Below are 26,461 nucleotides of genomic sequence, written 5' to 3'. Positions count from 1 at the left end.
TTCACCTCTTCATCTTCTGTCTAACCATATTTCTCGTTCGCGTCTGAGAAGGGCGATAGTTCAGCTTGCTGAATGGCGCGCGGAAGAGCACGTCACGCCACTCCGAAGGGTTATTCGGTGCAATCGGAGTCAGGTAAGAAGAACCGAAGCTGGTCATGCCGCTCAGATGAATAATGACAGCTGCAAGTCCCATGGCAAGTCCGAGATTCCCCCATAAGCCGGCCAACAAAATCAGTCCGAATCGAATCAGGCGAATCGATGCACTCATCGTATAGTTAGGGATCACGAACGAAGCGATCGTCGAGGAAGCGACCGCAATGATGAGGATATTACTGGTCAGCCCAGCTTGAACGGCCGCTTGACCGATGACGATACCACCGACGATACCGATGGTTTGTCCGATCTTGGTCGGCAAACGCGCTCCCGCTTCGCGCAGCAGCTCGATTGTAAGCTCCATAAGCATCGCCTCGTACACGGGTGGAAAAGGCACTCTGCTGCGAGATTCAGCCAGCGTCAGAATAAGATTTTGCGGAATCATTTCATAATGAAAGGTCGTAACCGACACATACAGCGCTGTAAAGATCATGGTGATGAAGAGCGCGATAAATCTCAATATTCGCGTCGCAGAGCCGAGCATCCAGCGCATGTAATAATCATCGGAGGAAGAGAAGAATTCCACGAAAGAAGCGGGAATGCTGAACGCCGTCGGACTCCCGTCCATTAATCCGACTACCCTCCCTGCTACGAGCTTAGAGGCGATTGCATCGGGGCGTTCGGAAGTTAAGATTTGCGGAAAGAGAGCATAAGGGCTATCATCGATAAGCTGAACCAGCATGTTGGTATCCAGCACGGCATCCACTTCAATGTCCTGAATACGTTTCTTCAGTTCGTTGACGTACTCCATGTTTGCTAAGTCTTTCATATAGAGCACATAGACATCTGACTTGGTAACTTCACCTACGGCAAGCTTGATCACTTTAAGGTGAGAACTTCGAATCCGTTTGCGGAGCAATCCCAGACTGACGCCGGCATCCTCCGTGAACGCATCATGCGGCCCGGTAATGGTTGTTTCCTGTTCCGATTGCGATACCGAGCGGCCCTCATTGCCGGAAACATCAATGATATAAACGTTTCCTTCAAAGAATAATGCTGCTCGTCCGGATAAAATGCTGACAATGAGCTCTTTGCTGTCCGTCATTGGAACAAACTTCGATTGCTCAAAGAGCCGTCGCAGCTGATCTTGGTCTGCATTCTCGACCAGATTGATCAGATCTCTGTAAAGCTTGTCTCCCGAAATCAGGTTGCCGATAAAGACAATATCGATATCAAGAGTAGGAATCGTTCGGTGAATGAGATCGCTGCAGTCCTCGAACTCGTGAAGGGTATGCGACAGCGTCGGCAATGTATGTTCTTGGGTTGAAGTCATAGATTTACCCCCGCTGGATGTTTTTATGTTATTATGCATCAGTTGGAAACCATCTAATCAACAAGAAAAAGAGAGCCGCCGCAATGGCAGACTCTCTCTACTTACAAGGTTCGTACAATGGCTGCTTACAGCTTAATCTTCTGTCCCAGACGCGCGCTCTCGACTGCGCCGAACACCATCGCAACACTCTTAATGTTGTCATGGCAGTTCGTTTCGGCCGGACGATTCTCCTCCAGCGCAGCGAACATTTCATCCATGCAGCCGTAGTGACCTTCACGCCCGCTCCATTCTTGGCTGCCTTCCACGCGCTTCATCTCGAGGGTGAAGCCTGCCGGTTTCGAACGGTCTATGCATTCGCCGTACGGCATCGTGGCTCCGTCCCAGCGTGCCCCGCCCTCGCTGCCGGTGACGCGCCAGTTCGATTCCCATGAGGTGTTCAACCCATCTGCGCACCAGGAACCGTTATAAGTAAACACCGAACCATCGCTCATTTCATAAATACAAACCGCAGATGCGTTTCCTTTGTACCAGGAGCCCGGAGGGTTATATTCATGGCAATAGACCGATACCGGATCTGCGCCGCTCAGGAAGCGGGCTTGGTCAAACGTGTGAATCGCCATATCCACGATCAGCGGATTGTCCATCAGGTCGCGGAAACCGCCGAAATGCGGTCCGAGGAAAAAATCCGCATGAATCGAGCCGACCGTCCCGATTGCTCCAGAGCCGATCAAATCCAGGAAGGAACGGATTTGCTTGTTATAGCGGCGATTTTGCATCACGGCGTAGCTTCTGCCCGTTTCCTTGCTCACCGCAACGATTTCTTCGGCATCGGCATATGATTCCGCCATCGGTTTCTCGCCGAATACATTACAGCCTGCACGCATGGCGGTTGTAACGATCTGCTTATGGCTAGCCGGAATGGTAACATCGAATACAAGATTCGCATTCGTCTCGGCTAAGGCCGTTGCCAGATCTGTGAAGGTCGGTACTTGCAGGCTGCGTTTAGCTGCCTGTGCCTTGGCACTCTCTTCATAAATGTCGACAAGGCCGACAATTTCGGCATTTTCACGCTCGGTTGCGTAATCGAGCCACGTATTGGACATGCCCCCGCAGCCTGCTACTACTATGCGATGCTTCATCGTTCATCGATCTCCTTCTATACCGGATTAGGAACAAAATCGCCACCGCGGCAGCGTTTGAGATAATTTAGACCATGGACTTGTCCTGTCATTTCGAGCTCATTCTTGTAGACCGGATCATGCCAGCCCTCGATATCGATGCTGCCCTTGTAGCCGGCTTGACGCAGAATTGAAATAATATCGGTCCAGTTGGAATCGCCGAAACCAGGTGTCCGGTGCCAAACAAATTCACGAGGTCCGTGAATGCCGTATTCCTTCACGACATCCCATGCGATTGTAGCATCTTTGCCATGTACGTTGAAGATTTTGGACGTCCATTTGCGAAGCTGCGGAATCGGATCGATTAAGCTCACCATCTGATGGCAAGGCTCCCATTGCAGTCCGATGTTATCTGCCTGCACCGTATTGAACATCATTTCCCATGCCGTCGGGTTATGCGCGATATTCCATTCGCCACGCCCCCAAGTACCGCCCATATCGCAGTTCTCGAAAGCGATCCGAACACCGCGCGACTCTGCCCGCTTGGTCAGTTCGCCGAACACTTCGCCAAATCTCGTCATGGACTCATCGATGCTGCCGGGCATTCTACCCGTAAATCCGGTCACAAGGTCTGTACCAAAAGCTTCAGCAGCATCTATTAACCGCTCCCAGCTGGCTAAAGTATCATGGTTGTCGCCTGCGCCTGTGAGCGGATTGCCGAATACGCCTAATGTCGAGATGACGATATCGCGCTCCGCCAGCTGCTCTCTGACCTGACGAGCGAGCTCCTGCAGATCCGTGCCTTGCGTGGTTTGCCAGAACGTTAATCCGAATGATTCGAAGCCATGCGGGATGATTTGCGGGATAACTTTTGCTGCCGTGCTGCCATTGACCAGTGTGCCGATTCGAATATTGTTCACGATTCGTTCCATCACCTTTCCGAATACTATGCTATTGCTTCCAAATGCGCTGGTTCTGCTCTTATCGTACCGAAAGGTTGTGCTTCAAACTAGAACCAAAATTGCGAACAATTCGTACAATCTTACGATATTCTAGGTGATAAAAGCGATTCCAATTGAGATTTTATCCATATATGACGTAAAATCGTACGTATAGACTGGAGGCTGTCCTTATGACGGTAAGTCCGTTTAAAGAGAATACGTGGATTCCCGATCGCACCTTTCCGATCAACGTGTTTATTGTGAAAGACGTGCATTTGCATTGGCATGATCATATGGAATGGATCTATGTCAAAGAAGGTCGTGCCCGGGTACAAATTGATGCTTCCTTTATGCCATTGAACAAGGGAGAATTGGCCTTTGTTAATACAAAGCAGCTTCATGGCGTTGTGACGCTTGAACCGGATACGGAGCTGATTTGCATCGTGTTTAACGAAGCATTGGTGCGGGGAAGCGGGCTTGATATAACGGAGCATCATTATTTCGTGCCCTACCTGCAGCAGCAGGTCAAATGGCCAAGTTCGATGCAGGCGACTGCCCCGTACATCAACGAGATGAATCATTCATTCGAGCGACTCGTGGAGGAGTTCCAAGGGAAACAGCCGGGGTATGAGCTGCTCGTGAAGGCAGAGCTGCTGCGGATCTTTGGGCTTTATTTTCGCTATGCCCAGCAGCACACGGACTTATCTCTGCCACGCGCGCAGAAACCTTATGATTTATCGCATCTGCTCCAGACGCTTCGCGAACGTTACCAGGAATCGATCAGCGTGAACGAAGCTGCGCGTATGGTGAATCTAAGTCCGACTCATTTCTGCAAAATCTTCAAGCAGGTCACCGGCAAGACATTAATCGAATACATCCACATGCTGCGTGTACAAGAAGCCGAGCGAATGCTGCGCGATACCGATTATCCGGTCGCCGAGATCGCCGAACGTGCGGGCTTCTCCACGATGACTTATTTTGGTAGAGTGTTTAAGAAGGTTCGCAATTCAACACCGTCAGCGATCCGTAAGGGACAGCTGCCGCTGCCATGATTAGGAGGGACTCATCTGTTTCCGAGACTAGAAACCGACAGACTGCTATTACGAGAGTTAACTGAAGCCGATGCGGCCGGGATATTTGCTTGTTTCTCAAACGTTGACGTCACGCGTTATTATGGGCAAGAACCGCTCGAACGACTGGAGCAAGCCGCCGAATTCGTCATGCTGTTCGCTCGGAATTATCAAGAGAAGCGCGGTATTCGGTGGGGAATCCAGCTCAAAGACAGCCCGGATAACCGAATTATCGGCACAATCGGATTCAATGCGTGGATGCCCAAGCATCGCAGAGCCGAGATCGGCTACGAGCTCCATCCGGATCACTGGCACAAAGGCTATGCATCTGAGGCTGTGGCAACGATCGTCGCGTACGGCTTTGAGCAGCTTGAGCTGGCAAGAATCGGTGCCGTCGTTTTTGTAGAGAATGGCGCATCTCATGCTGTGTTAACGAAGCTCGGGTTCCAGCAGGAAGGCGTGCTGCGAGATTACATGGTCCAAGGCGGCAAGTCGCATGACACGAATGTCTACAGCTTGCTTCGAAGCATTAGGTGAAAAAAGTCCGCATCAGCGGCCGGCGCTTCTCCAATGGAGGAAGCGCACTCGGCTGCTGATGCGGACTTTTGCTAGTTTACAAAGCTGCGAGCCCTCGGGACGCGGAATGTTGCAGTTTGTGCAGCATTTTCGAGCTTTTGGGACCTCGGGAAGCAAAATGTTGCGCGTTGTGCAACATTTTCGACTCCAACCGCCACTTTGAAGCTCTTCCCGTGCCAAATGTTGCATTCCGCGCAACATTTTCACACTTCCGCGCTCCTGGGACGCGAAATGTTGCATTCCATGCAACATTCCCACCACCTCCCCCACTCCCATGCTGCCAGATGGCTGCTTAGCGTCAAATGTTGCAGTTTGTGCAGCATTTTCGAGCATTTGGGACCTCGGGAAGGAAAATGTTGCGCGTTGTGCAACATTTCCGCCTCCATCCGCCACTTTGAAGCTCTTCGCGGGCCAAATGTTGCATTCCACGCAACATTTTCACGATTCCGAGCTCCTGGGACGCGAAATGTTGCAGTTTCAGCAACATTCCCACCCTCACTCCCACTCCCAAGCAGCCAGATGGCTGCTTGGCGTCAAATGTTGCAGTTTGTGCAGCATTTTCGAGCATTTGGGACCCCAGAAAGCAAAATGTTGCGCGTTGTGCAACATTTTCGCCTCCAACCGCCACTTTGAAGCTCTTCGCGGGCCAAATGTTGCAGTCCGCGCAACATTTTCACGATTCCGAGCTCCTGGGACGCGAAATGTTGCAGTTTCAGCAACATTCCCACCCTCACTCCCACTCCCAAGCAGCCAGATGGCTGCTTGGCGTCAAATGTTGCAGTTTGTGCAGCAATTTCGAGCATTTGGGACCTCGGGAAGGAAAATGTTGCGCGTTGTGCAACATTTTCGCCTCCAACCGCCACTTTGAAGCTCTTCCCGGGCCAAATGTTGCATTCCGCTCAACATTTTCACGCTTCCGAGCTCCTGGGACGCGAAATGTTGCATTCCATGCAACATTCTCATTCCCAGCTGGCAGGCGGCTGCTTTGCTGGTCAAACATTGCCCATTCGGCAACCTTCCACCACCTGCAGTATGACCTCCCGCAGCCGGAAATTGCCCTGCCCCAGTCGGCCAGATCGTCTCAATCAACCTGCCATCTAAGCTTTCTTCACGTAAAGGCGGCCCGTCTCTTCCCAAATCTCGCCCGGAGCTAGGCTGTACAAGCCGATTTCATCGGCAGGCATGTCCACATGCGGCGCGTTCACGAGGTTGATTTGCGGCTCTGGGCAGAAGAAGCCTTCTGTAGCACCGTTGTTCCAAATCATCCACTGCTTGTACGAAGTACCCACATCATAAACGAGCGTGATACCATGTTTCGTGTCGGTCAGCTCCATCCGGTTGCGGCCATTCTGTGCCACTGCCGTGTAATGGTTGTCCAGCGATTCGAAGAATGGATAGACGCCTTCGCCTTTCATCAGCTCTTCGTTCGTGGACAGTGGCTGGTGTTTGCCTGTCGGAAGCATGCGCTCGCTCATTTCCCAACGCTCGCCGATCGTCAGCTTCAAGCGGTAGTCTTGCGCAGAACCGCCCGGAACGAACGGAGCATTCACCGAGGTGTGGAACGCGAACAGACATGGCATGACATCGTCGCCTTCATTGCGAACCATGACATGCTGGTGCAAACCGTCGGCACTGATCGCATAACGAAGCTTGATCGTGAATTTATGCGGCAGGTACGTATACACCGCACTTTGCTCATCCACTAACAGGGATACGACAACGTAACTTTCACCGGCTGTCGTGCCGAATTCTTCAACTGCCCAAGTCTCGCTATGTACAAAGCCATGCAGATGGTTGCCTGTCGCAGGCTCATTGACCGGGAATTGGTACGTCCGTCCGTTCCAAGGAAACTTGCCATCCTCGAAGCGATTCGGCGGAAATAATACCGGAATCCCATGAATGAACGGTCTCGCTTTGAACGATTCCATTTCATCCATTGTAGGTTCATGCAGATATTGAGTACCGCTTGCCACATCACGGAAAGCGATCAGATTTCCCCCAACCTCGGGCAGAATTGCCGCCTCGTAGCGGTCATATTTCAACCAAACTGCCTTTTCTCCCTGATAGGTACCTTCGAAAGTTCTATTCTCGCTCATCGTCATTTCTACTCTCCTTTAGCTTCTTGGATCGCACAGACTACCTCACTAGATTAACATAGCGGGAAGGGGATAATCATCCGAATTGTTCAAAAAAAATCCCCCCTTGCCAGGAACGTCCACACTCACGCGGACCGTTCAGCTCACAAGAGAGGCCTTCTTCTTCCATTCCATTTGCTAAAATCCGTTGCGTTTCAGCCAAAGTCCGCATACCGCCGTCCAGTTGGCCACATGCGGGTCGCCTTCCGCCAGCCCCAAGCCATGAACGCCCTGCTCATAGACATGAAGGTCAAACGGAACCCCTGCACGGCGCAGCGCCATTGCAAACAATAGGCTGTTCTCGACCGGAACCGCGCCATCATCGGACGTATGCCAGAGGAAAGTCGGCGGCGTGTCCGGCGTGACCTGCCGTTCATTGCTAAGCAGCTCGACCATCTCATCGGACGGATTCGTGCCGAGCAAATTGATACGGGAGCCTTCGTGCGTAATCGGAGACTGCATCGTAATCACGGGGTAGCACAGAAGCGTAAGATCAGGTCGGCAGGACATCCGGTCAATCGGATCATTTGCTTCCGGATTCCCTGCATCATAATGAGTACCTGCCGTAGAGACGAGATGTCCGCCTGCGGAGAACCCGAGTACACCGATCTTCCGCGGGTTCATGCCAAGCTCTTCCGCTTGTAGGCGAACATATCGAATGGCCCGCTGTACATCATACAGCGCACTCGGGTATTGATAAGGCGCCACCCGGTAACGCAGCACAAAGGATGAAATGCCAAGCCCGTTAAGCCAAAGCGCAATCGGCTCTCCTTCATGGTCAGCCCGCATGCCATACCCACCGCCCGGACAGACGATCACGACACTCTCACTGCCTTCTACCAAATAAGGCGTGAGCGCCGGACGATCCTCATCGGTCGTTCCGGCAGCAAGCGGCGCGCCTTCCGGCCATAGCTCGATTAACGTGTCCGCAGATCCAGCCATTTGACTTCCTCCAACGTCAGCGTAATCGTTGTCGCTTCCAAACAAGATTTCATCTCTGCTTCATTCCGCGCCCCGATAATAGCAGCCGTTTGGAACGATTGGTTCAGCACGTAAGCAAGCGCGATCTGGATCGTCGAGAAGCCTTTCTCTTTGCCCAGCTGCTCTGCACGGCGGTAACGCTCCCAGTTGTCGTCATTATAGAATACGCGTACCAAATCCGCATCCGTGCGATCTTCAGCCGTAAACCGGCCTGTGAAGAAACCGCGCGCTTGTGCCGACCAAGACAGCAGCGGCAGCTCCGTGCGTTCATGCCAGCCCAGAATCTCATCATCTACACTAATGCAATCTGCCCAGTAAGGCTCTTGTGCTTTCGCCAAGCTAAGGTTAGGGCTGCTGAATTCAAAGCCGCGCAGACCATGAGCGGCTGCATATTCATTCGCTTCCTGCAGACGAGCTGTCGTCCAGTTCGAACCGCCGAACGCGCGAATGCGACCCGCTTCAATATGTTCATTCAGAATCTCAACGATTTCGCCAACCGGGACGTTCGTATCGTCACGATGAAGGGCATACAAGTCAATATAATCCGTGCGCAGACGCTCCAAGCTAACCATCAGTTGATCGTAAATGGCTTTCTTGTTAACGGTTGGTCCCTCATGGTTCGGGTGACCCCCTTTAGTCCATACATTGATAGAATCGCGGTTTTTGCGTTCTTCCATCCACATGCCGATAGCCTGCTCGCTCTTGCCGCCGTAATAAATAAAAGCTGAATCGATGGTGTTCCCGCCGATCGCCGTAAACGCATCCAAATTCGCAGACACCAATTCATAAACTTCTGGTGCAAAATAGTCCGATCCCATGATAAGCTGAGAGATGCCCTGTTTAACGCCGGGTATTGTGATTTGTTTCATGGCTCTATAAACCTCCTAAATGGATTAGATGCTAACCCGAGTACGCGAGTAAGCTGATTTCAAACAAGCATCGATAACTTTCATATTGGCTACAGCATCGGCAGGAGTGAAGGAAGCTTCTTTCTCTCCCCATACAACGCGGGTAAACTCATCTGCTTGCAGCGCATATTGATTCAATGTCGGCTGCGTCACTTCGCGCTTGCCGTCCTTCGAATGGACATAGAAAGTAGGATTGCCGATGTACGCTTCAGGCACTTCGATACGGCCATCTGTTCCGATGATCTCAAGCGTGTTGCGGAAAGCTGCCCACATGCCGCAATCGAATGTCAACGCTACGCTGTTCGGGAATTCCAGAATACCCGATGCCATCATATCGACGTTGTCATGCTCAGGGGAAATTAAGGCATGGACGGTTGCCGCTTCAGGCTCAGCACCGAGCAGCAATCTTGCTGCGCTGATTGGATAGCAGCCTACATCATAGATCGAACCGCCGCCCCAATCTCTGCGGTAACGTACGTTCTTGGAATCGCCGGCATTATTGAACGTAAACGTACCGTGAATGCCGCGAATATCACCGATTTCGCCGGAAGCGATAATCGCTTGAATCTCTTCATAACGTGGGTGCTGTCGGTACATGAACGCTTCAGCCAGATGAACACCGTGTTTCGCAGCGGCATCAGCCATGCGGGCAGCCTCTTCCGCATTAAGCGCGATTGGCTTCTCACATAAGACATGCTTCCCTGCTTCCATCGCACGGATGGACCATTCCATATGCAAATGATTCGGTAGTGGAATATAGATAGCATCGATATCCGCATCATTCAAAATTTCTTCATAGCTTCCATAGGCTTTGGCGATGCCGAGCTTCGCTGCGGTTTCTTCCGCCTTAGCCAAATCGCGGCTTGCAATCGCTGTCACTTCGCCGGTTTCGGATTGTTTCGTGCCCGGAATAACGGAATGCACGGCAATTCCGGCGCAGCCGATAACGCCCCAACGCAATTTACGTGTCAATGTAATGGCCACCTTTTTCGATAAATTGGATTCGACCCTAGTATAGTCCATAATGAGAAGGGAAGAAATATAAAACAACTTCATTTTCATATAACAAAAGCGTACTCAAGCGAGTCGAAACAGACTTGAACCCGCATAAGAAAGTAGGCTGCACCGCTTGGAATATCTATTAGAACTGCTCATTTTCCGCTATGGTTATATAGGTTTAACGTTCGCGCTCGCACTTGGCATTGTCGGTGTGCCTGTCCCGGACGAAGTGCTGCTCACCTATTCCGGCTATCTCGCCGGCAACGGAACCCTGCATCCGCTGCTTGTCGTGTTATGTGCCTTTCTCGGCTCGGCCCTAGGCATTACCTTGAGCTACTTGATCGGCATCCGGTTCGGGCTCCCTTTCCTGCTCAAATACGGTCCCAAAATTCACATCTCTGCCGCTAAGATTGAACGTGCGCAAGGATGGATGAATAAATACGGCAATCTGCTGCTTATTCTGGGCTTCTTCGTGCCGGGCCTTCGCCACATTACGGCTTATATGGCAGGGATGTCGAGACTGAAATTCAGCACGTTTATCCTCTATGCTTACACAGGCGCGCTGTCTTGGAGCGTTCTCTTTATTTATATCGGCTTCCTGCTCGGGGATCGCTGGCTGCATGTCAAGTATTACGTCCATCATTACGGGCTTGCCTTCTTGCTCTGCGGAGGTATTACGATATTCGCTGTACTTAGCTTCCGCATGCTGCTGGCAATGAGGAAAGTGAAAGCTTAGAGCTTGATGCCAAAATATTTTGCCAGCGCTTCATCAAATTCGCTCTTCGTCCCTGCATGAAATACAACAGGTGCACCTTCGCCTGCGAAGATACGGAACTCTTCTCCGGCTACCGTATTGCGCCCTTCCTTCGTTCGAATCGCGAGGATCGGCGCTTTTCTGAATACCGAATCCGGCGCATTCTCGCACCAGAACGTCGCAAACTCATAATCGCCCGCAAGCTGCGGCTCTTCGGTAAAGGAATAAATCCGGCTCCATGCCCCTCGCTTCCACTCACATAGAAACCAACCAAACTCGCTGTCTCGCTCCATTCGATAGACCTCGTCGCCTTGCGTCTGTTCCAGCTTCTCTACCAACTCAATCGGACGCCTCGGCACAATGCCTCCCACGCCAACATCGACTAAATAGGTTCTGCCCTCTGCCTCTACCTTCAGTACATGATGACGACGTTTCGGCGGCAGCGTATCCACATCACGCCAGAAACGAGCCACGAAATCCGTAACCGGATACCCCAGCTCCCGCAGCAGCCAGCCAAACAGCGCATTCAGCTCGAAGCAGTATCCGCCGCGGCGACGGTGGATGATTTTGTCCATGAGGGAATCGATCTGCAGGGACAATGGGCGGCCGTTCATAATATCCAAATTCTCGTAAGGCACCGCATGCAGATGACATTCTTGCAGGTCGGCCAGCGCTGCTGCACTGCCGTCAAGCGGTCCTTGGTAGCCGATCCTATCGAGATAGGCTGCAACTTCTGGTTTTACGTTCGTGCGATCATTCGGCATCTTAGGTCTGCTCCTTTGCCCTTACATGGTAAGGATTGTATACTTCAAGTTTAATTTTCATTGCGCTTTTGTTCAACACTTTTCATCCTAATATTGGTGCTGCGGCACCGGGCAGGGTATACTGGAGTGTAGCATCATTTAACAACTGGATAATAAGGAGTTCTATAATGAAACAACTGAAAATGATCATCGATGCCGATACGGGAATCGACGACGCACTGGCCATCTTATATGGCATCAAATCAGGCAAGGCAGATATCGTTGGGATTACAACTACTTTCGGCAATATCCCTGTTGATCAAGCAACCGAGAACACACTGCGAATTCTAAAGCTAGCCGGATGCGAGAACCAAATACCCGTCAGCCAAGGTGCTCCACAGCCGCTTACTCGCACCGTGGAAGTATTCCCTACGCATGTGCATGGCGCAAACGGAATCGGCGATGTAGAAATTCCTGCTTCATCGCAGCGTCCTATATCGGAACCCGCTGCGGATTTCATCGTTCGCACGGCGGATGAGCTGGCGAATGAGCTCGTTATCGTTGCACTTGGCAGACTTACGAACATCGCACATGCGCTGAAGAAAGATCCTGAGCTTCCTTCGAAGGTGAAGCATCTCTATCTAATGGGCGGCGCTGTTCACGTTCCCGGCAATGTAACACCAACCTCCGAAGCGAATATTTGGGGCGATCCGGAAGCAGCTGATTTCGTCTTTCAATCCGGCTTGAAGATTACGATGGTCGGTTTGGACGTCACCTATCAAACGCGGCTTCGTCAATCTCATCTGGATTTGCTGGAGCAAACCTGCAAACCGGAGAATCGTGAGATTGTCAGCTTCCTGAATCGGTCCATGTCCTATTACTTCGATTTCTACCGCCAGGCGGATGCCTTGCAGCAATGTGCGCCTATGCATGACCCTCTTGCCGTGATGGTTGCGCTGGAGCCCGGCATCGTGCAGACGCAGCAAATGCATCTATCGGTTGAGTGTAAAGGTGAGCTGAGCCTGGGGATGACCGTTGCTGACCGGAGGAGAAAACCTGTCGTCGGTTCGCCGGTTGACGTTTGCATTAACGTTGATGCGGATCGCGCAATCGATTTATTGCTGGAAGTGTTTATATAATCGAAAGCAAGGGACAGGGCATGATTCGCTGCACTGTCCCTTTTGATTTCGATTCATTGACTAAGAACGAACGTTCCCTTATCATGGAAATGTATGAATCTTGTATTGAAATCCCCCAGCAGGAGGAGCCCATGACCGTATTCCGGGGTGAGAATTATTTCCATCAGGAGAATTTCCCCTTTCATATCGATCGCTATACGATCCAGAAGGGCGAGCATATCCCTTCGCATACGCATGACTTTGTGGAGCTAGTCTTCGTCGTGGAGGGCAGCGCGCTGCATGAAATGTCCGGCCATACCTATCAGCTTGTTGCCGGGGATGTATTCGTGCTGGAACCTAACGTCTATCACAGCTATACCTGTTCACCGGACAAAGAAACGATTGTGTACAATGTTCTCTTCGAAGCGTCATTTCTACAGCGCGAGATGGAAGTGCTGCAGCAGATGCCGTCATTCGTCAACTTCTTCTATCTGGTTCCGTTTCTTCGCAAAACGCAATCCTTCGTTCCTTATCATTCCCTTCAACCCAGTCAGAAGCTGCAAATCCAATCCCATCTGCAAATCATCTACGATGAATTCCGTCAACGGCGGGAAGGCTATCAGCTCATCATCAAGACAAGGTGGATTGAATGTCTCGTCTGGCTGAGCCGATTCCATCACGAGAACCGCAAAACGCTGCAGCCCGTCGCCGTCAGCGACAAAGAGTGGATGGACTCCATCGTCAACTTCGTGGAGCTGCATTACTATCAGCCGCTCACGTTGCAGCAACTAAGCCAATTATGCGGCATGAGCGTCTCTTCCTTCACCGCCAAGTTCAAGGAAACGACCGGGCTCAGCCTGCTCGACTATAAGCACGCTGTCCAAATCCGGCATGCCGTGAATCTGCTCGAAACCACCGACAACAAGGTGCTCAACATCGCCTTGGACGTCGGCTTCAACGACGTCAGCTTCTTCAACCGCATGTTCCGCAAGCACACCGGCCAGACACCGGGCGAATACCGCCGGCGGTTGCATGCGCGAACATCGCAATAACAAGAAAGCCTCTCACACCCAAGGTGTAAGAGGCTTTCTTGTCTTAACTAGCTAAATCTTACTTCGCGCTCCAGAGCTCAACGCGGTCTTTCACGTATTTCGTGTAGCCTTCTTCCATTTTCTTCACGCCGGCTTTGTCGAGGTCAGCCATGTAAGCATCCCAAATTTTATCGAAGTCAGCTGGTTTAGCCAGGATCGCTTCAGGGATACGTTTCCATGTGATGTCTCTCATCTTCGTGCCAAGAATCGATACTTCATCTTCGCCCGGAATCGAGATGTTCCATGCTGCGCCGTATGCTTTAACTTTGAACTCGTCTTCTTTCGGGAACAGGTCTTTCCAAGTTGTTGCTTTGTAAGCAGCAAGCGTTTCTTTCTCTACATCGCTGTAGCCAAGAACCAGCTGCTCAGGGAAGTTCTTCGTGTAGTAGTTGCCGGATGGATCTTTGGCGCCATCGCCGTAGTGAACCATCATGTTCCAGTAGAAGTTAATACCGGATTCTTTCGTGAATGCAGTGTTATCGTTGTTGATGCGGTCTTGTACTTCTTGCGGTACAACGCGTTTGCCATCTACGACATTGTAATGCTTGCCTTCAACGCCCCAGTTGTTAAGCACTTGGAACTCGTCGGAAGCCAGGTAATCCAAGAATTTAATCGTACGAACCGGATCCGGATTCGTGCTGGAGATCGAGATACCGTAGCCGCCCATGAAGCCGGTTGGCCAGAACGATGCTTCTTTGATATCTTTGGACATTGTAACCGGATAGTGACCATACGTTTGATCGAATTTACCAGCTGTTTTCAATGCTTGTTGACCATCGTTGTAATCCCAGTCTTGGTCGATCAGACCAAGTACGCGGCCTGTAGCAACTTTCGCTTTGTATTGATCGTACTTCTGAACGAAGCTTTCTTTGTCAAGCAAGCCGATATCGTTCATATGGTTCAACCAGCGGAAGTATTCTTTCTCTTCCGGACGACGGAAGTGGTAGATCGCTTCATGCGTATCTTGATTGATGAAATACTCGCCGTCATCGGAACCGCCGGTTGTAGCTACAGCTGGGTTCGTTACGGAAATATACATATGCCAGTCGTCGGCATTCAAGGATACGCCGATGTTTTTGTTGCCATTCTCGTCTGTCGGGTGCTTCTCCAAGTACGACTTGATAACGGCTTCATAATCTTTAACCGTGCGAATTTCTGGGTAGCCTGCTTCTTTAACTACGCGGTGTTGAAGCTCGAAGCCGCCGCCTGCAACGAAACGCTGCTCATCTGCTGCTGCCCATGTTGGAATCGCATAGATCGCTTGGTCTTCATTCGTATATTTAGCGCGTACCAGGTAGTCGCCCAGTACTTTCTTAATGTTCGGAGCATATTTATCGATCAGATCAGTCAGGTCAATAACCGCGCCAGCGTCAACCAGCTTGCCGATATCGCCTTTAGCCGAAATAATATCCGGATATTCACCGCTTGTTGCGATGAGCGCTACCTTCTGTGCCGGGTCGCCGACTGCGAATTCCGCATCCAGCGTTACGCCAGTTTTCTCTGTAATGACTTTACTGACGTCATCCTGCATGTTATTCCAGTTCGGATTCGGGTCTTCTGCAAACATGGAGAACGTAATCGGAGACGTATCTTCTGCTGCTGCATCTTTATTCGCATCAGCGTTTGCAGCGTTCGTATTCGTATTTCCTTCCGTTACCGCAGCATTGCTCGTTTCATTGTTTTTCTCATTGTTGTTGCTGCCGCAGCCAGCAAGTAATCCAGCAAGCATTGTTAGCGACATTAGAATTGAAGCTGTTTTAGCTGTCTTTCTTTGCATGTTGCAAACCCTCCCATTATGGTAAAAATTATATTGTATAAACAGGAAACCTGCTAATACCAAAGTTTGGTGATCGAAGCGAGTTAGCTTTTTACCGCACCAAGCGTCATCCCTTTGACAAAATAGCTCTGCAAGAATGGATACACGATCAGGATCGGAACCGTAACGATAATCGTAATGGCCATCTTAACGGATTCAGGTGAAATCTGCGCCATGACCTCGACCATGTTGCGGCCGCGGAAATTATCGACGTTCGTTGTCGTGCTCTGAATGACCTTCATGAGCTCGTATTGAAGCGTTGTCAAATGATCCTTTGAACCGTTGTACAGATACGTATCGAACCAGGAGTTCCACTGTCCGACTGCAAGGAACAAGGCAATCGTGGCAAGTGCCGGCTTCGTCAGCGGCAGAATGACACGCCAGTAAATGGTGAAATCATTAGCGCCATCAAGCTTGGCTGATTCTTGCAGTGCATATGGAATCCCATCGATAAAGGACCGAATAACGAAGACATTGAATGCGCTAACAAGTCCGGGCAGCACGTAGACGGCGAAGGTACCCATCATATGAAGATCCTTGATCAAGATGTAGAACGGAATCAATCCGCCGGATACATACATCGTAAGTGCCAAGAACGTGGATACGAATTTCCGTCCTTGGAAGTCGACCCGGCTTAGCGTGAACGCCAGCATGGAAGCGCTGACGAGACCTAGCAGTGTGCCGATTACGGTTCGCAGGATGGATATTTTGAGCCCCGTAATTAAGCCGGAGAAGGCAAATATGGTCTCGTAATTCTTCAGTGTGAATTGCCGCGGGAAGATGGTGATTCCGCCGCGTACACTGTCAGTTGAATCATTCAGCGAGATCGCGAGAACATTTAGAAACGGATACAGTGTTGCGATAGTAACAATGACGATTGATGCGTAGACAACGATATCGAAGATGCGGTCAGACCAAGGCGTACCGCTGGATATTGAACGTGTTTCCATTTGGCAGCCTCCTAAATGATGCTTTCTTTCGTAATTTTCTTGAAGATACCGTTAGCCGTGAAGAGCAAGATAACACTGACGACAGAGTTGAAGATGTTAATCGCGGTACCGAATGAGTATCGTCCCATGCCTAACCCGTAGTTAAGCGCATACAAATCAAGCGTTTGTGAGTAATCGCGGACTAGATTGTTGCCGAGCAAGAATTGTTTCTCGAAGCCGATGCTGATCAAGTGACCGATCGAGATGATAACCAAAATGATGATCGTGGAGCGAATACCCGGCAGTGTAATGTTCCAAACCTGCTGCAGTCTGCTCGCGCCATCCACTCTTGCTGCCTCATACAACTCCGGTCCAATACCGGCAATCGCAGCCAGATAGATAATCGTGTTCCATCCGGTTTCTTTCCATACATCAGAGGCGGTCACGATTCCCCAGAACAAATTGCCTTTGGCTGAGAACTGAATCGGTTCGCTGATGATGTGAAGACCGACCAGCAGATCGTTCACTGCACCGTTATCGGTGGAGAGCATCTTCGTTACGATCCCTGCTGCTACGACCCAAGAGACGAAATGCGGCAAGTACGAAATCGTTTGAACGAAACGTTTGAACACTTGAATGCGAACTTCATTAAGCAAGATGGCAAAGATGATCGGGATCGCAAATCCTGCAACCAATCCCATTACGCTCATCGCCAGCGTATTGCGCAGCGCCTGGTAGAACGAATCGTCTTGGAACAGCTCCTTGAAATACTGCAACCCTACCCAGTCTTGTTCGAAAAACGATTTGGCAGGCTTGAATTTCTGGAACGCCATCGTCCATCCCCAGAGCGGCAAATAGCTGAATACGAACACCCACGCTATAAAGGGAAGAGACATGAGATACAAGTATTTCTGTTGCATAAATGTGTGCCAGAAACGCGGCTTTCGGTAGTTCATAAGCAATTCCTCCTTGCTGATGAATCTAATGATAAATTAAATAAAGCGCTTTCAGTACCCTAACAATTTTGCTCAAAATCATATAAAAATCTCACATTTTCCGATATGCCGAAGGAGAGCTGCCTACGTATTTTCTAAATTTGCTATGAAAATAATCGACGTTGGAGTAGCCGACTTTCTCGGCAACCAGGTAGACTTTCATCCCTTGGCTAAGCAATTCCTTCGCTTTCTCGACCCGAACTTTATCCAGATAGGTGTTGAAATATTCGCCTGTTTCGTTCTTGAACAGCTTGCCTAGATACGCACTGTTGTAATTAAAAACGGCTGCCAGCGTATCCAGCTTCAAATTCTCCACATAATTGCGCTGAATCAAATCAAGCATCTTTTTGATTTGTTTATCCGTCCCTACGGTTGACGATTCCGGCTTTAATCCTTGCAGAAAAGCAATGACATGCTGCTCCATCTCGATGTAGCGCGTTTGTTCGAAGATCGCATGAATGCTAGCGGACAGCTGGCCGCCTCTTGTCTGCATATCGGGATCATGCTGTGATAGCTTGCTGATTACGCTGGTCACGATTTCTGCAAGCACGGCCTTAATCGCTTGCTCCGAGCTGCCGCGCGCCAGCAGCCATCTTCCCTTCTCCGAAACCATTTCCTCAATAGCCTTCGCATTCCCGATATCTATGGCAAAATAAAGCTGACCCGCCGTTTCCGCGCAATCGATCGCGTTGTCCTCAGCCGATGCGTCGATAAGCGGAGCAGACTCTGCAATCGGGGCTGTTTCCGCCGTAATAAGCTGATCGCCGGCATAGAAGAATCGCATACTCACGTACTTCGCAGCTTCCTCGTAGGAGCTGCTGATCTCCTCTAATCGACTCACGCTTGATCCTGCAGCTGCTGCTGTAATTACGAAATCCTCCTGGGACAAGAGTGCTGTTATGTCTTTGTATAGTGCTTGTCGCTTCTGTTCAATCCGTAGGTCCTTCTTCACAAGCAGCCCGATAAAGGAATCTAGCGTAAACACAACGCCGACGCCCTTCTCCTCGAACTCTTGAACGAATAGCCCCTTCAGCTTCATCAACTGCCCGTGCTCGATTTCATGTTCCTTGCCTTGCAATTTCAAGAGCACGACGGAATAGCTGTCCCAATTCAGCTCAGCATCCGCCAATTCTTGCGCTTGTAAGACAGTCGGCATCTGAGTGCCCGAAGTCAAATAGGACTGCACGACTCGCTCGCGATTCCACACTTCCTTCAACTCGTTCTTGAGCTTCTCCGCGGATTCTCGCGTTAGTGTGACGTGCAGCCTGTTCAAGTAATCGGCCAACTCGTCCTCGTCGACCGGCTTGAGCAGATAACCGTCCGTATCCAGCGCAATCGCCTTCTTCGCATAATCAAAGTCCGCGTAGCCGCTCAAGATTAATACATGAACGGTCTGTTCGTTTTTCCTCAAGTGCTCAATCAACTCCAGCCCGCTCATTCCGGGCATTCGAATATCCACGATCATCAGATCCGGTTTATGCCGATCGTATTTGACAAGCGCATCCTTCCCGTTCGCTGCGGTATCCACTACTTCATAGCCAAGTCCATTCCAGTCAATAAGCGTTCTTAAGCCTTCGCGGATCGTAGGTTCATCATCTGTAATGAGCACTTTATACATAAGCAGACTCGCCTCCAATAGGAATCGTAAATTGCACTCTGGTACCAATGCCCGGCTCGCTCCAAATATCGAGTCCATACTCGCTGCCATAGAGGAGCTTCAAACGCATATGGACATTTCGAAGACCGATGCGGTTGCCTTCCCCATCCTCTTGATCGCCGAACGTTCCATACACCTCTTCCAGCCTCTCGCGCGCCATGCCTTCGCCATTATCAATGACTTCCACGTGAATCATGTCCCCCTGCAATTCGGCTTTCACGCGAACGATCCCGCCTTCTTCCCTATTCTCAAGGCCATGAATGACGGCATTCTCCACCAAAGGCTGAATGATAAGCGGAAGAATCGGTGCCTGCTCCGCCGCGGGGTCAACGAGCAGCTCGTACATTAACCGATCTTCATATCTGAATTTCTGGATGTCCAAATAACAGCGAACCATATCGATTTCATTGCGCAGCATGACGGTTCGATTGCCGGCTTCGAGATTTTTGCGCATCATTTTGCCCAGAAGCCTGACGACATTCGAAATCTCCTTCTCCCCCTTCAAATGTGCCTTCATCCGGATGGATTCAAGCGCATTGAATAAGAAATGGGGATTGATTTGACTGGCCATCATTTTGAATTTGATCTCGTTTTGCTTCGATTGAATTTGTACCTTCTGCTTGTTCGTTTCCTGTACTTCGATGAGGAGCTCGTTAATGCTGACCACCATGGCATTGAACTGTCTGGACAGCTGCCCAATCTCGTCCTTGCCGTCAATTTCGAGCGCAATATCGAGGTTACCGGTCGCTACCTTCGTGATGTGTTTGCTGAGACGCAGCAGTCGATTCGAGAGAAACGTAGCAAAGCCATAGATCAAGCCGATTGCCACTACGAGACTAAGCGCAACGACTGTCAGCGCCAGCACAATAATTTGATTGGCGTCCTTCACGATGCTGTCGATGGAGAATACCGAGATGACGCGAAGCCCGTTCAAGCTTGAAGCCGGAACAAGCTGTTCGATTTGGATTTGAGATGATTTTCCATCCACAATCGCTTGGAATCTCCCGCTTTGCTTATCGATGACGTTCGGATCAAACGAGATTTCAGCCAGCGTCTTTCCTACTCGATTCGGTCGATTGGCAGATACGATATGATTATCCTCCGCCACGATCATCGTCTCGAACGTTTCTTGGTTCAGAATCGAATCGAGCATGCGCCCGTTCACATTGATTACGAGTACGCCAATGTTATGCTGACTAAGGAAATCGATTTTGCGAATAAGGCTCAAATAGCGTTGATGATCGCGTTCATCCTCGATGTAGTTCCAACCGATCAGTCCACTGCTGTTAATCGCGGTTTGATACCATTTCGTCCGGATAATCGAAGTCGTCGGCTGAATGAATTCCCAGTTATCGAGCAGCGTCTTATTATTGATATAGAAACGAATATTGGTTATCTCTTTGTACAAACGGATATATTCCTTAATGTCCGGATAATCCTTGTAAGCCTTCACGACGTCGTAGACCGTCTCGTATTGGCCATTCGCGAGTCCCGCGAGCCGGCTGTCATTGGACATCCGATAGGAAATATCATTCGAGACGTTGATCACCTCGGCCGTTCGTTTCTTCACCCGCTCCACGTTCGCAGCTGTCTGTTCAAGTGCATTCTCCAGCGCCATATGCCGCAGCTCACTTGTCAGGAAGACCCCGACCATCATAACGGGTACGAAAACAACGACGATACAGGATAAAATAAGCTTTGTTCTCAGCTTCATATCATTCATGCTGCGGATTAGGAATCGGAACATAGCTGGAGCCTTCCCTTCTATATAGGAGCTTTCAATTTACTGGAAGCGTTTTCAAAATAGTAGCTTGTTGCGGATGCTCGCAAGCATATTCTCCATTCTAATCAATCGAAATGATAAAGAACAGGTAATATTTGTTCCATTTTTCATGTAATAATTAGTGATTTCGGAACACTTTGTGACATTTTAGGGAGCTTCGCGTACAGGTCCACAAAGAAGGCGCGACCTTTGGAAGGTCACGCCTCTGCGAATTTATTAGTGTTCCGTCATGCTATTTCACGATGCTATTTCACGAAGATCTTGATTTGATTCGCGCCTGTCCGCTCCATCACTCGATAACCTGCATCCGAATTTGTTGCCATACCGTCCGCGTTTGGCATGCAATAACCACCTGCCTGACAAGTTCCGTCATCGCGAATAAGGAGCTTGCCGACGATACCGACAGCCACCCACTCAGGTCTTTGTAAACGCGGGATATAACTCATCGATGAATCCCAATCCGGATTCAGGATCGGTTCTTTCTTCACAACGGCTGAACGAATAACAGTTCCCTCGCTGTCTTTCTCCTCGGGAACGGTCACCTCACGGTATTGAATGCGTCCCCATTCATCGGTAACGAATAGCTTATGCCACCGCAAATCGCTGGAGTCGGCAAGCATGGCCGGTCTGGCGCTGATAATGCCAAGAATGTAAGGGTCCGAATCATTGGCCTTCCGAATCTTCGCACCAGCCCCATCAAAGGTAACAAAATAACCCACGTCGATCGATTGTCCATCCGATGTTTCGAACATCTCTGCATAATCTGCGGCATTCGGAGAAATAACCGTACCGTCGAGATACAAGTTGCCCGTCGCCCCTTCGATTACCGCCGAGTTCAAGGTAGGTCCGTCAAGCAGCCCGTTTGCCAGATGCCAAGAGTAAGGAAACCTCGTTCTTCCAATCTGACCCATAATATGGGCTCCGGTGTGTGCTGCCTCAACGATCGTACCGACACCTTCTGCATGAGAGCCGGGACCTAACGCTTGTGTATGAGAGCCCTCGGCATGGGAAGCTTGCCCGGAAGCAACCGTACTTTCTCCTTGGGCATGGGCGTTCAACCCGCTCGCTCTCGTCATAAATCCTTCGGCATGCGAATTCATCCCAAGCGCTTGCGACGCTCTGCCTTCCGCATGGGTAGCGGCTGCCGACGCTATCGACGCAATTCCTTCCGCATGCGCCGCGACACCGCTTGCCGCAGACATGAATCCTTCCGCATGCGCGGTAAGATTGCTGCTCACCGTCTGGTAGCCTTCTGCGTGAGAAGCTTCTCCACCCGCCGAAGTAAAGCTCCCCTCAGCATGAGCCATTGCCCCACTCGCATTCGTTTGTAACCCTTCCGTATGGGAACCTTCGCCATTCGCCGACGTTTGTCTCCCTTCCGCATGGGAAGCTGATCCGTTCGCCGTCGATAAGATCCCTTCCGCATGGGAAGCTAATCCATTCGACGTAGTCCGATTTCCTTCCGCATGAGAGACATCACCGTCAGCTACTGTTTGGCTGCCTTCCGCATGGGAGGCGACTCCGCTGGCGGTGGTAAAAGTGCCTTCGGCATGGGCACTATCCGCCGTTGTTCCTGTCTGATAGCCTTCGGCATGGGAGGCGCTGCCCCCGGCGATCGTCGAGCTGCCTTCCGCATGGGAAGCATCCGCGCTCGCGCTGGTTTGGTAGCCTTCGGCGTGAGACGCCGTTCCGCTTGCGGTCGTATCCCGGCCTTCTGCTTCCGAGCATTCCCCGGTAGGATTTTGATTGCAATCTTCTGCCAATTTCTTCACTCCTTCACACTAAAAATATGGATAAGCTCTGCAAGCATGTTCCCACCTACCATTTTATGTAAAATGCTTGGTACAGCTTGGACACTTTTAACCCATTTCTCGGGTTCATTCGTTGAAAGCTTTCAACAGTTTAGAAAAAAACAAGCGATCCCGTAGGGACCGCTTGCCTGATATTTCTTGATTTCCTCGATTACTTTAGATTCGTGGCCGGCGTCGGCGATGACTGTGCCGGTGGCGAAGGTTCAGGCGATTGTGCTGCCGTCGCTGCTTGAGTTGCAAGAGCAGCAGGAGACGGTTTAGGCGAAAGTGCTGCCACAGGTGCAGGTTTCAGTACTCTTTTGGGCGCTGGTGGTGCAGGTGGTGCCAAGGTGAGTGAAGATGCCGTGGTTTGCAGAGCACTATCACTAAAGCGCTGTACTTCCTCTTTCAAGCCAAGCATCCGTTTATCGAGCGCACCGATCATGTCGGCCGTTTCCTTCAGTTGATCGCGAATGGACTCCGGCATGTCATCATGAAATTGATAATAGATCTTGTGCTCCAAGCTGGCCCAGAAATCCATCGCAATGGTCCGCAGCTGAATTTCCACTTTCACGTGCTCAATGCGGTCCGATAGGAAAACCGGAATTTCAATGATCATATGCAAGCTTTGATACCCGTTTGGCTTCGGATCTTTTATGTAATCCTTCACCTCGATCACCTTGACATCACCTTGTCTGAGAATCATATCGTAGACGCGGTATACGTCAGTTGTGAACGAGCATATCACCCGTACGCCGGCGATATCCCGGATATGAGCAGCCGCATTTTCTTTAGACACTTCCACGCCTTTGCGCTGCAGTTTCTCCACAATACTCTCAGGCGATTTGATCCGTGTTTTCACATGCTCGATGGGGTTGTAATGCTGAACAAATTGCAGTTCCTCATTGAGAATGGTCAGTTTCGTGCTTATTTCATCCAGTGCAAACTTATAGCTCATCAGCATTTTGGCCCATTCCATGACCATTTGCTTGTCCATCATCTCTCTCACACTCCTTGATGCTCTCATCTGTATTACCCACTATAAGATCGGCGATAACAGCCGTACGCAGGATTCCCTGAATCTGTGAAACGTCGATCGTTGCGTATAGGCTTCATAAGTCAGCTCAGAGCTTTCCTTCATGTCATCTTCGAAAATACGTTTGAGCTGCGAGGCCGTTTCGGTATCATAAAGAATCGCATTGACTTCAAAATTCAATTTAAAGCTGCGAATGTCCACATTAGCTGTCCCCACCGAGGCGACGTGACCATCCACCACGATCGTTTTGGCATGCAGGAACCCCTTCTCATAGAGGTAGCATTTCATGCCTTCGCATAGTAAATCCCCCAAATACGAGTACGACGCCCAATACACCATTTTGTGATCCGGCTTGCTTGGCAGCATCATGCGAACGTCGATTCCGGATAAGACGGCCATTTTCAAAGCGGTTAATAAGCTCTCATCCGGTATAAAATAAGGCGTTTGAATAAAGATCGTTTCCTTCGCGGAATTGATCATTTTGATATAGGCGTTCTTAATTTGCTCCAACGTCTGGTCTGGTCCGCTCGACACAATCTGAATGCCCGCGTTTCCGGTATTGGCGGTCGGTGGGAACAGCTCCAGCACGTCCCGCATAATCGGCGACGATGAAGCCATATTCCAATCCAGCATGTAATGTGCCTGCATCTGGAGCACCGCATGACCGGTAATGCGCAGATGCGAGTCCCGCCACGCGCCATAGCGCTCATCTTGCCCTAAATATTCATCGCCAATATTGAAGCCGCCGATATAACCGATTTGCCCATCGATTATCGCGAGCTTGCGATGATTGCGGTAATTGACGCGAATGTTGAGATAAGGGATCTTCGACGGGAAGAAGAAGGCAACCTCTCCGCCCGCAGCCCGCAGCCGATCGAAGAAATGACGCGGGAGCAGCGAGCAGCCGATGTCATCGACGAGAAAGCGGACCTTGACTCCTTGTTTGGCTTTGCTGGACAACGCATCGAGCAGGCGATTTCCCAATTTGTCGTTCTGCACGATGTAGTACATAAGATGAATGTGACTGCTCGCCCGCTCAATGTCGTCGAACAGCGCACCGAATTTATCATTGCCGTCTGTGTAAATTTCAACCTTGTTATTCTGCGTGTACAACGCGAAGCCACTCGTCAAATTCATGTAGATCATATCGGCGTAGTTCGCAGCTGCCGCGTCGTTAAACACGACCTGATTATCCCGAAACTCCCGCCGCTGATTCTCGATCATCGCGTTCATCGTTTCCTTCGTTCGTTTGTTCAGCTTATAAATCTTCTTCTTGCTCAGGTTCTGCCCCAGAACCAAGTACACCACGAATCCGACCGCAGGCAGAAAGAGCAGCACCATCAGCCAAGCCCACGTCACGCCGACGTTACGCCTCTCCAAGAAAATAACCGCAATCGCAAGTGGAATATTAACGACCATCAAATAAGTAAAAAAATTCCCAAATGTAAGCATCGGCATGCCTCTCCTCGAATGCTGGCGCCTTCATCGCATTCCTTCCCCAGTATAAACCATTTTGAGCCGTAGGCCAAAAGTGGGGGGGATGGGGATCGAAGCGCCGGCCGCCGGCGCGCATGTAGACCTTCTCGTTCGCTTCATTCGCTCATTCCGCCCAATTTGCTACTATGTAGACCTCCTCGTTCGCTTCATCCGCTCATTCCGCCAAATTTGCTACTATGTAGACCTCCTCGTTCGCTTCATGCGCGCATTCCGTCAACTTTGCTACTATGTAGACCTCCTCGTTCGCTTCATCCGCCCATTCCGTCAACTTTGCTATTATGTAGACTTCCTCGTTCGCTTCATCCGCTCATTCCGACCAACTAGCTACTATGTAGACCTCCTCGTTCGCTTCATCCGCTCGTTCCGACCAACTAGCTACTATGTAGACTTCCTCGTTCGCTTCATCCGCTCATTCCGCCCAATTTGCTACTATGTAGACTTCCTCGTTCGCTTCATGCGCTCATTCCGTCAACTTTGCTACTATGTAGACTTCCTCGTTCGCTTCATCCGCTCATTCCGCCCAATTTGCTACTATGTAGACTTCCTCGTTCGCTTCATGTGCGCGTTCCGCCAAATTTGCTACTGTGTAGACCTCCTCGTTCGCTTCATGCGCGCGTTCCGCCAAATTTGCTACTGTGTAGACCTCCTCGTTCGCTTCATGCGCGCGTTCCGGCAACTTTGCTACTATGTAGACTTCCTCGTTCGCTTCATGCGCTCATTCCGACCAACTAGCTACTATGTAGACCTCCTCGTTCGCTTCATCCGCTCGTTCCGACCAACTAGCTACTATGTAGACTTCCTCGTTCGATTCATGCGCTCGTTCCGCCCAATTTGCTACAATGTAGACTTCCTCGTTCGCTTCATCCGCTCATTCCGACCAACTAGCTACTATGTAGACCTCCTCGTTCGCTTCATCCGCTCGTTCCGACCAACTAGCTACTATGTAGACTTCCTCGTTCGCTTCATCCTCTCATTCCGCCCAACTAGCTACTATGTAGACTTCCTCGTTCGCTTCATGTGCTCATTCCGACCAATTAGCTACTATGTAGACTTCCTCGTTCGCTTCATGCGCTCGTTCCGCCAAATTTGCTACTATGT

At 50.4% G+C, this 26,461-nt stretch carries 21 protein-coding genes; 5 read left to right on the top strand and 16 right to left on the bottom strand.

The features are described from left to right. Window position 1: 1 nt before the first annotated feature. From BLW29_RS16580 to BLW29_RS16570, 3 genes are all read right to left on the bottom strand, one after another. Window positions 2–1,426: a spore germination protein gene (locus BLW29_RS16580; protein ID WP_256208675.1), complete on the bottom strand. Its 1,425-nt coding sequence runs from the start codon at window positions 1,424–1,426 to the stop codon at window positions 2–4. Between the two features lie 125 nt (window positions 1,427–1,551). Then, window positions 1,552–2,565 (bottom strand): Gfo/Idh/MocA family protein, encoded by a 1,014-nt coding sequence (locus BLW29_RS16575; RefSeq protein WP_090981535.1) that lies wholly within the window; start codon window positions 2,563–2,565, stop codon window positions 1,552–1,554. Between the two features lie 17 nt (window positions 2,566–2,582). Then, complete coding sequence (locus BLW29_RS16570) at window positions 2,583–3,476, bottom strand: sugar phosphate isomerase/epimerase family protein (RefSeq protein ID WP_090981533.1); 894 nt, start codon at window positions 3,474–3,476, stop codon at window positions 2,583–2,585. Window positions 3,477–3,676: 200 nt separating this feature from the next. Here BLW29_RS16570 and BLW29_RS16565 point away from each other — a divergent pair, with 200 nt between their 5' ends. After that, window positions 3,677–4,537 (top strand): AraC family transcriptional regulator, encoded by an 861-nt coding sequence (locus BLW29_RS16565; RefSeq protein WP_090981531.1) that lies wholly within the window; start codon window positions 3,677–3,679, stop codon window positions 4,535–4,537. 15 nt (window positions 4,538–4,552) lie between these two features. Then, the gene (locus tag BLW29_RS16560; protein ID WP_090981528.1) at window positions 4,553–5,092 is read left to right on the top strand and encodes a GNAT family N-acetyltransferase; all 540 of its coding nucleotides are present in this window, start codon (window positions 4,553–4,555) and stop codon (window positions 5,090–5,092) included. A gap of 1,136 nt (window positions 5,093–6,228) precedes the next feature. On the opposite strand, the gene BLW29_RS16550 is transcribed toward BLW29_RS16560, so the two are convergent. The 4 genes from BLW29_RS16550 to BLW29_RS16535 form a co-directional block, all read right to left on the bottom strand. Then, window positions 6,229–7,227, bottom strand: a complete 999-nt coding sequence (locus BLW29_RS16550; protein WP_090981648.1) for an aldose 1-epimerase — start codon at window positions 7,225–7,227, stop codon at window positions 6,229–6,231. A gap of 177 nt (window positions 7,228–7,404) precedes the next feature. Next, a complete protein-coding gene (locus BLW29_RS16545; protein WP_090981523.1) occupies window positions 7,405–8,208 on the bottom strand; it encodes an alpha/beta hydrolase in 804 nt (267 codons plus the stop codon). Next, complete coding sequence (locus BLW29_RS16540) at window positions 8,184–9,116, bottom strand: aldo/keto reductase (protein WP_090981521.1); 933 nt, start codon at window positions 9,114–9,116, stop codon at window positions 8,184–8,186. Before BLW29_RS16540 ends, BLW29_RS16545 begins: the two co-directional genes overlap by 25 nt. Window positions 9,117–9,140: 24 nt before the next feature. Beyond that, complete coding sequence (locus BLW29_RS16535) at window positions 9,141–10,127, bottom strand: Gfo/Idh/MocA family protein (protein ID WP_256208674.1); 987 nt, start codon at window positions 10,125–10,127, stop codon at window positions 9,141–9,143. A 157-nt stretch (window positions 10,128–10,284) separates the two neighbouring features. Here BLW29_RS16535 and BLW29_RS16530 point away from each other — a divergent pair, with 157 nt between their 5' ends. After that, window positions 10,285–10,890 carry a DedA family protein gene (locus BLW29_RS16530; protein WP_090981519.1) on the top strand — a complete coding sequence of 202 codons (606 nt, stop codon included), beginning with the start codon at window positions 10,285–10,287 and terminating at the stop codon, window positions 10,888–10,890. Here BLW29_RS16530 and BLW29_RS16525 read toward each other — a convergent pair. Then, the gene (locus tag BLW29_RS16525; protein WP_090981517.1) at window positions 10,887–11,672 is read right to left on the bottom strand and encodes an arylamine N-acetyltransferase family protein; all 786 of its coding nucleotides are present in this window, start codon (window positions 11,670–11,672) and stop codon (window positions 10,887–10,889) included. The two genes, BLW29_RS16530 and BLW29_RS16525, sit on opposite strands and share 4 nt — an antisense overlap. A gap of 167 nt (window positions 11,673–11,839) precedes the next feature. Between BLW29_RS16525 and BLW29_RS16520 the strand changes: the two genes are divergently transcribed. Together BLW29_RS16520 and BLW29_RS16515 are read left to right on the top strand one after the other, a co-directional pair. Then, complete coding sequence (locus BLW29_RS16520; protein WP_256208672.1) at window positions 11,840–12,790, top strand: nucleoside hydrolase; 951 nt, start codon at window positions 11,840–11,842, stop codon at window positions 12,788–12,790. A gap of 131 nt (window positions 12,791–12,921) precedes the next feature. Further along, window positions 12,922–13,821, top strand: a complete 900-nt coding sequence (locus BLW29_RS16515) for an AraC family transcriptional regulator (RefSeq protein WP_177186674.1) — start codon at window positions 12,922–12,924, stop codon at window positions 13,819–13,821. A 58-nt stretch (window positions 13,822–13,879) separates the two neighbouring features. On the opposite strand, the gene BLW29_RS16510 is transcribed toward BLW29_RS16515, so the two are convergent. The 8 genes from BLW29_RS16510 to cls all read right to left on the bottom strand — a co-directional run bounded on the left by BLW29_RS16510 (window position 13,880) and on the right by cls (window position 25,318). Then, window positions 13,880–15,637, bottom strand: a complete 1,758-nt coding sequence (locus BLW29_RS16510) for an ABC transporter substrate-binding protein (protein WP_090981513.1) — start codon at window positions 15,635–15,637, stop codon at window positions 13,880–13,882. Between the two features lie 83 nt (window positions 15,638–15,720). Then, a complete protein-coding gene (locus BLW29_RS16505) occupies window positions 15,721–16,626 on the bottom strand; it encodes a carbohydrate ABC transporter permease (RefSeq protein ID WP_090981511.1) in 906 nt (301 codons plus the stop codon). An 11-nt stretch (window positions 16,627–16,637) separates the two neighbouring features. Further along, complete coding sequence (locus tag BLW29_RS16500) at window positions 16,638–17,561, bottom strand: ABC transporter permease (protein WP_090981509.1); 924 nt, start codon at window positions 17,559–17,561, stop codon at window positions 16,638–16,640. A gap of 91 nt (window positions 17,562–17,652) precedes the next feature. Further along, the gene (locus BLW29_RS16495) at window positions 17,653–19,218 is read right to left on the bottom strand and encodes a response regulator transcription factor (protein WP_177186673.1); all 1,566 of its coding nucleotides are present in this window, start codon (window positions 19,216–19,218) and stop codon (window positions 17,653–17,655) included. After that, entirely contained in the window at window positions 19,211–21,004 is a 1,794-nt protein-coding gene (locus tag BLW29_RS16490) for a cache domain-containing sensor histidine kinase (RefSeq protein ID WP_090981505.1), read from the bottom strand. The genes BLW29_RS16495 and BLW29_RS16490 overlap by 8 nt, the downstream gene beginning before the upstream one ends. A 281-nt stretch (window positions 21,005–21,285) precedes the next feature. Continuing rightward, window positions 21,286–22,812, bottom strand: coding sequence for a peptidase G2 autoproteolytic cleavage domain-containing protein (locus BLW29_RS16485; RefSeq protein WP_256208671.1), 1,527 nt, complete (start codon window positions 22,810–22,812; stop codon window positions 21,286–21,288). Window positions 22,813–23,002: 190 nt separating this feature from the next. Further along, a complete protein-coding gene (locus BLW29_RS16480) occupies window positions 23,003–23,830 on the bottom strand; it encodes a GTP pyrophosphokinase (protein ID WP_090981501.1) in 828 nt (275 codons plus the stop codon). A 39-nt stretch (window positions 23,831–23,869) separates the two neighbouring features. Continuing rightward, window positions 23,870–25,318, bottom strand: a complete 1,449-nt coding sequence (cls, locus tag BLW29_RS16475) for a cardiolipin synthase (protein WP_090981498.1) — start codon at window positions 25,316–25,318, stop codon at window positions 23,870–23,872. Window positions 25,319–26,461: the final 1,143 nt, after the last annotated feature.

This window comes from Paenibacillus sp. CF384, assembly GCF_900106745.1.
Taxonomy (GTDB): domain Bacteria; phylum Bacillota; class Bacilli; order Paenibacillales; family Paenibacillaceae; genus Paenibacillus_Z.
Note: the sequence above shows the minus strand (reverse complement) of the source record. Positions and strands in the feature narration are given on the sequence as shown.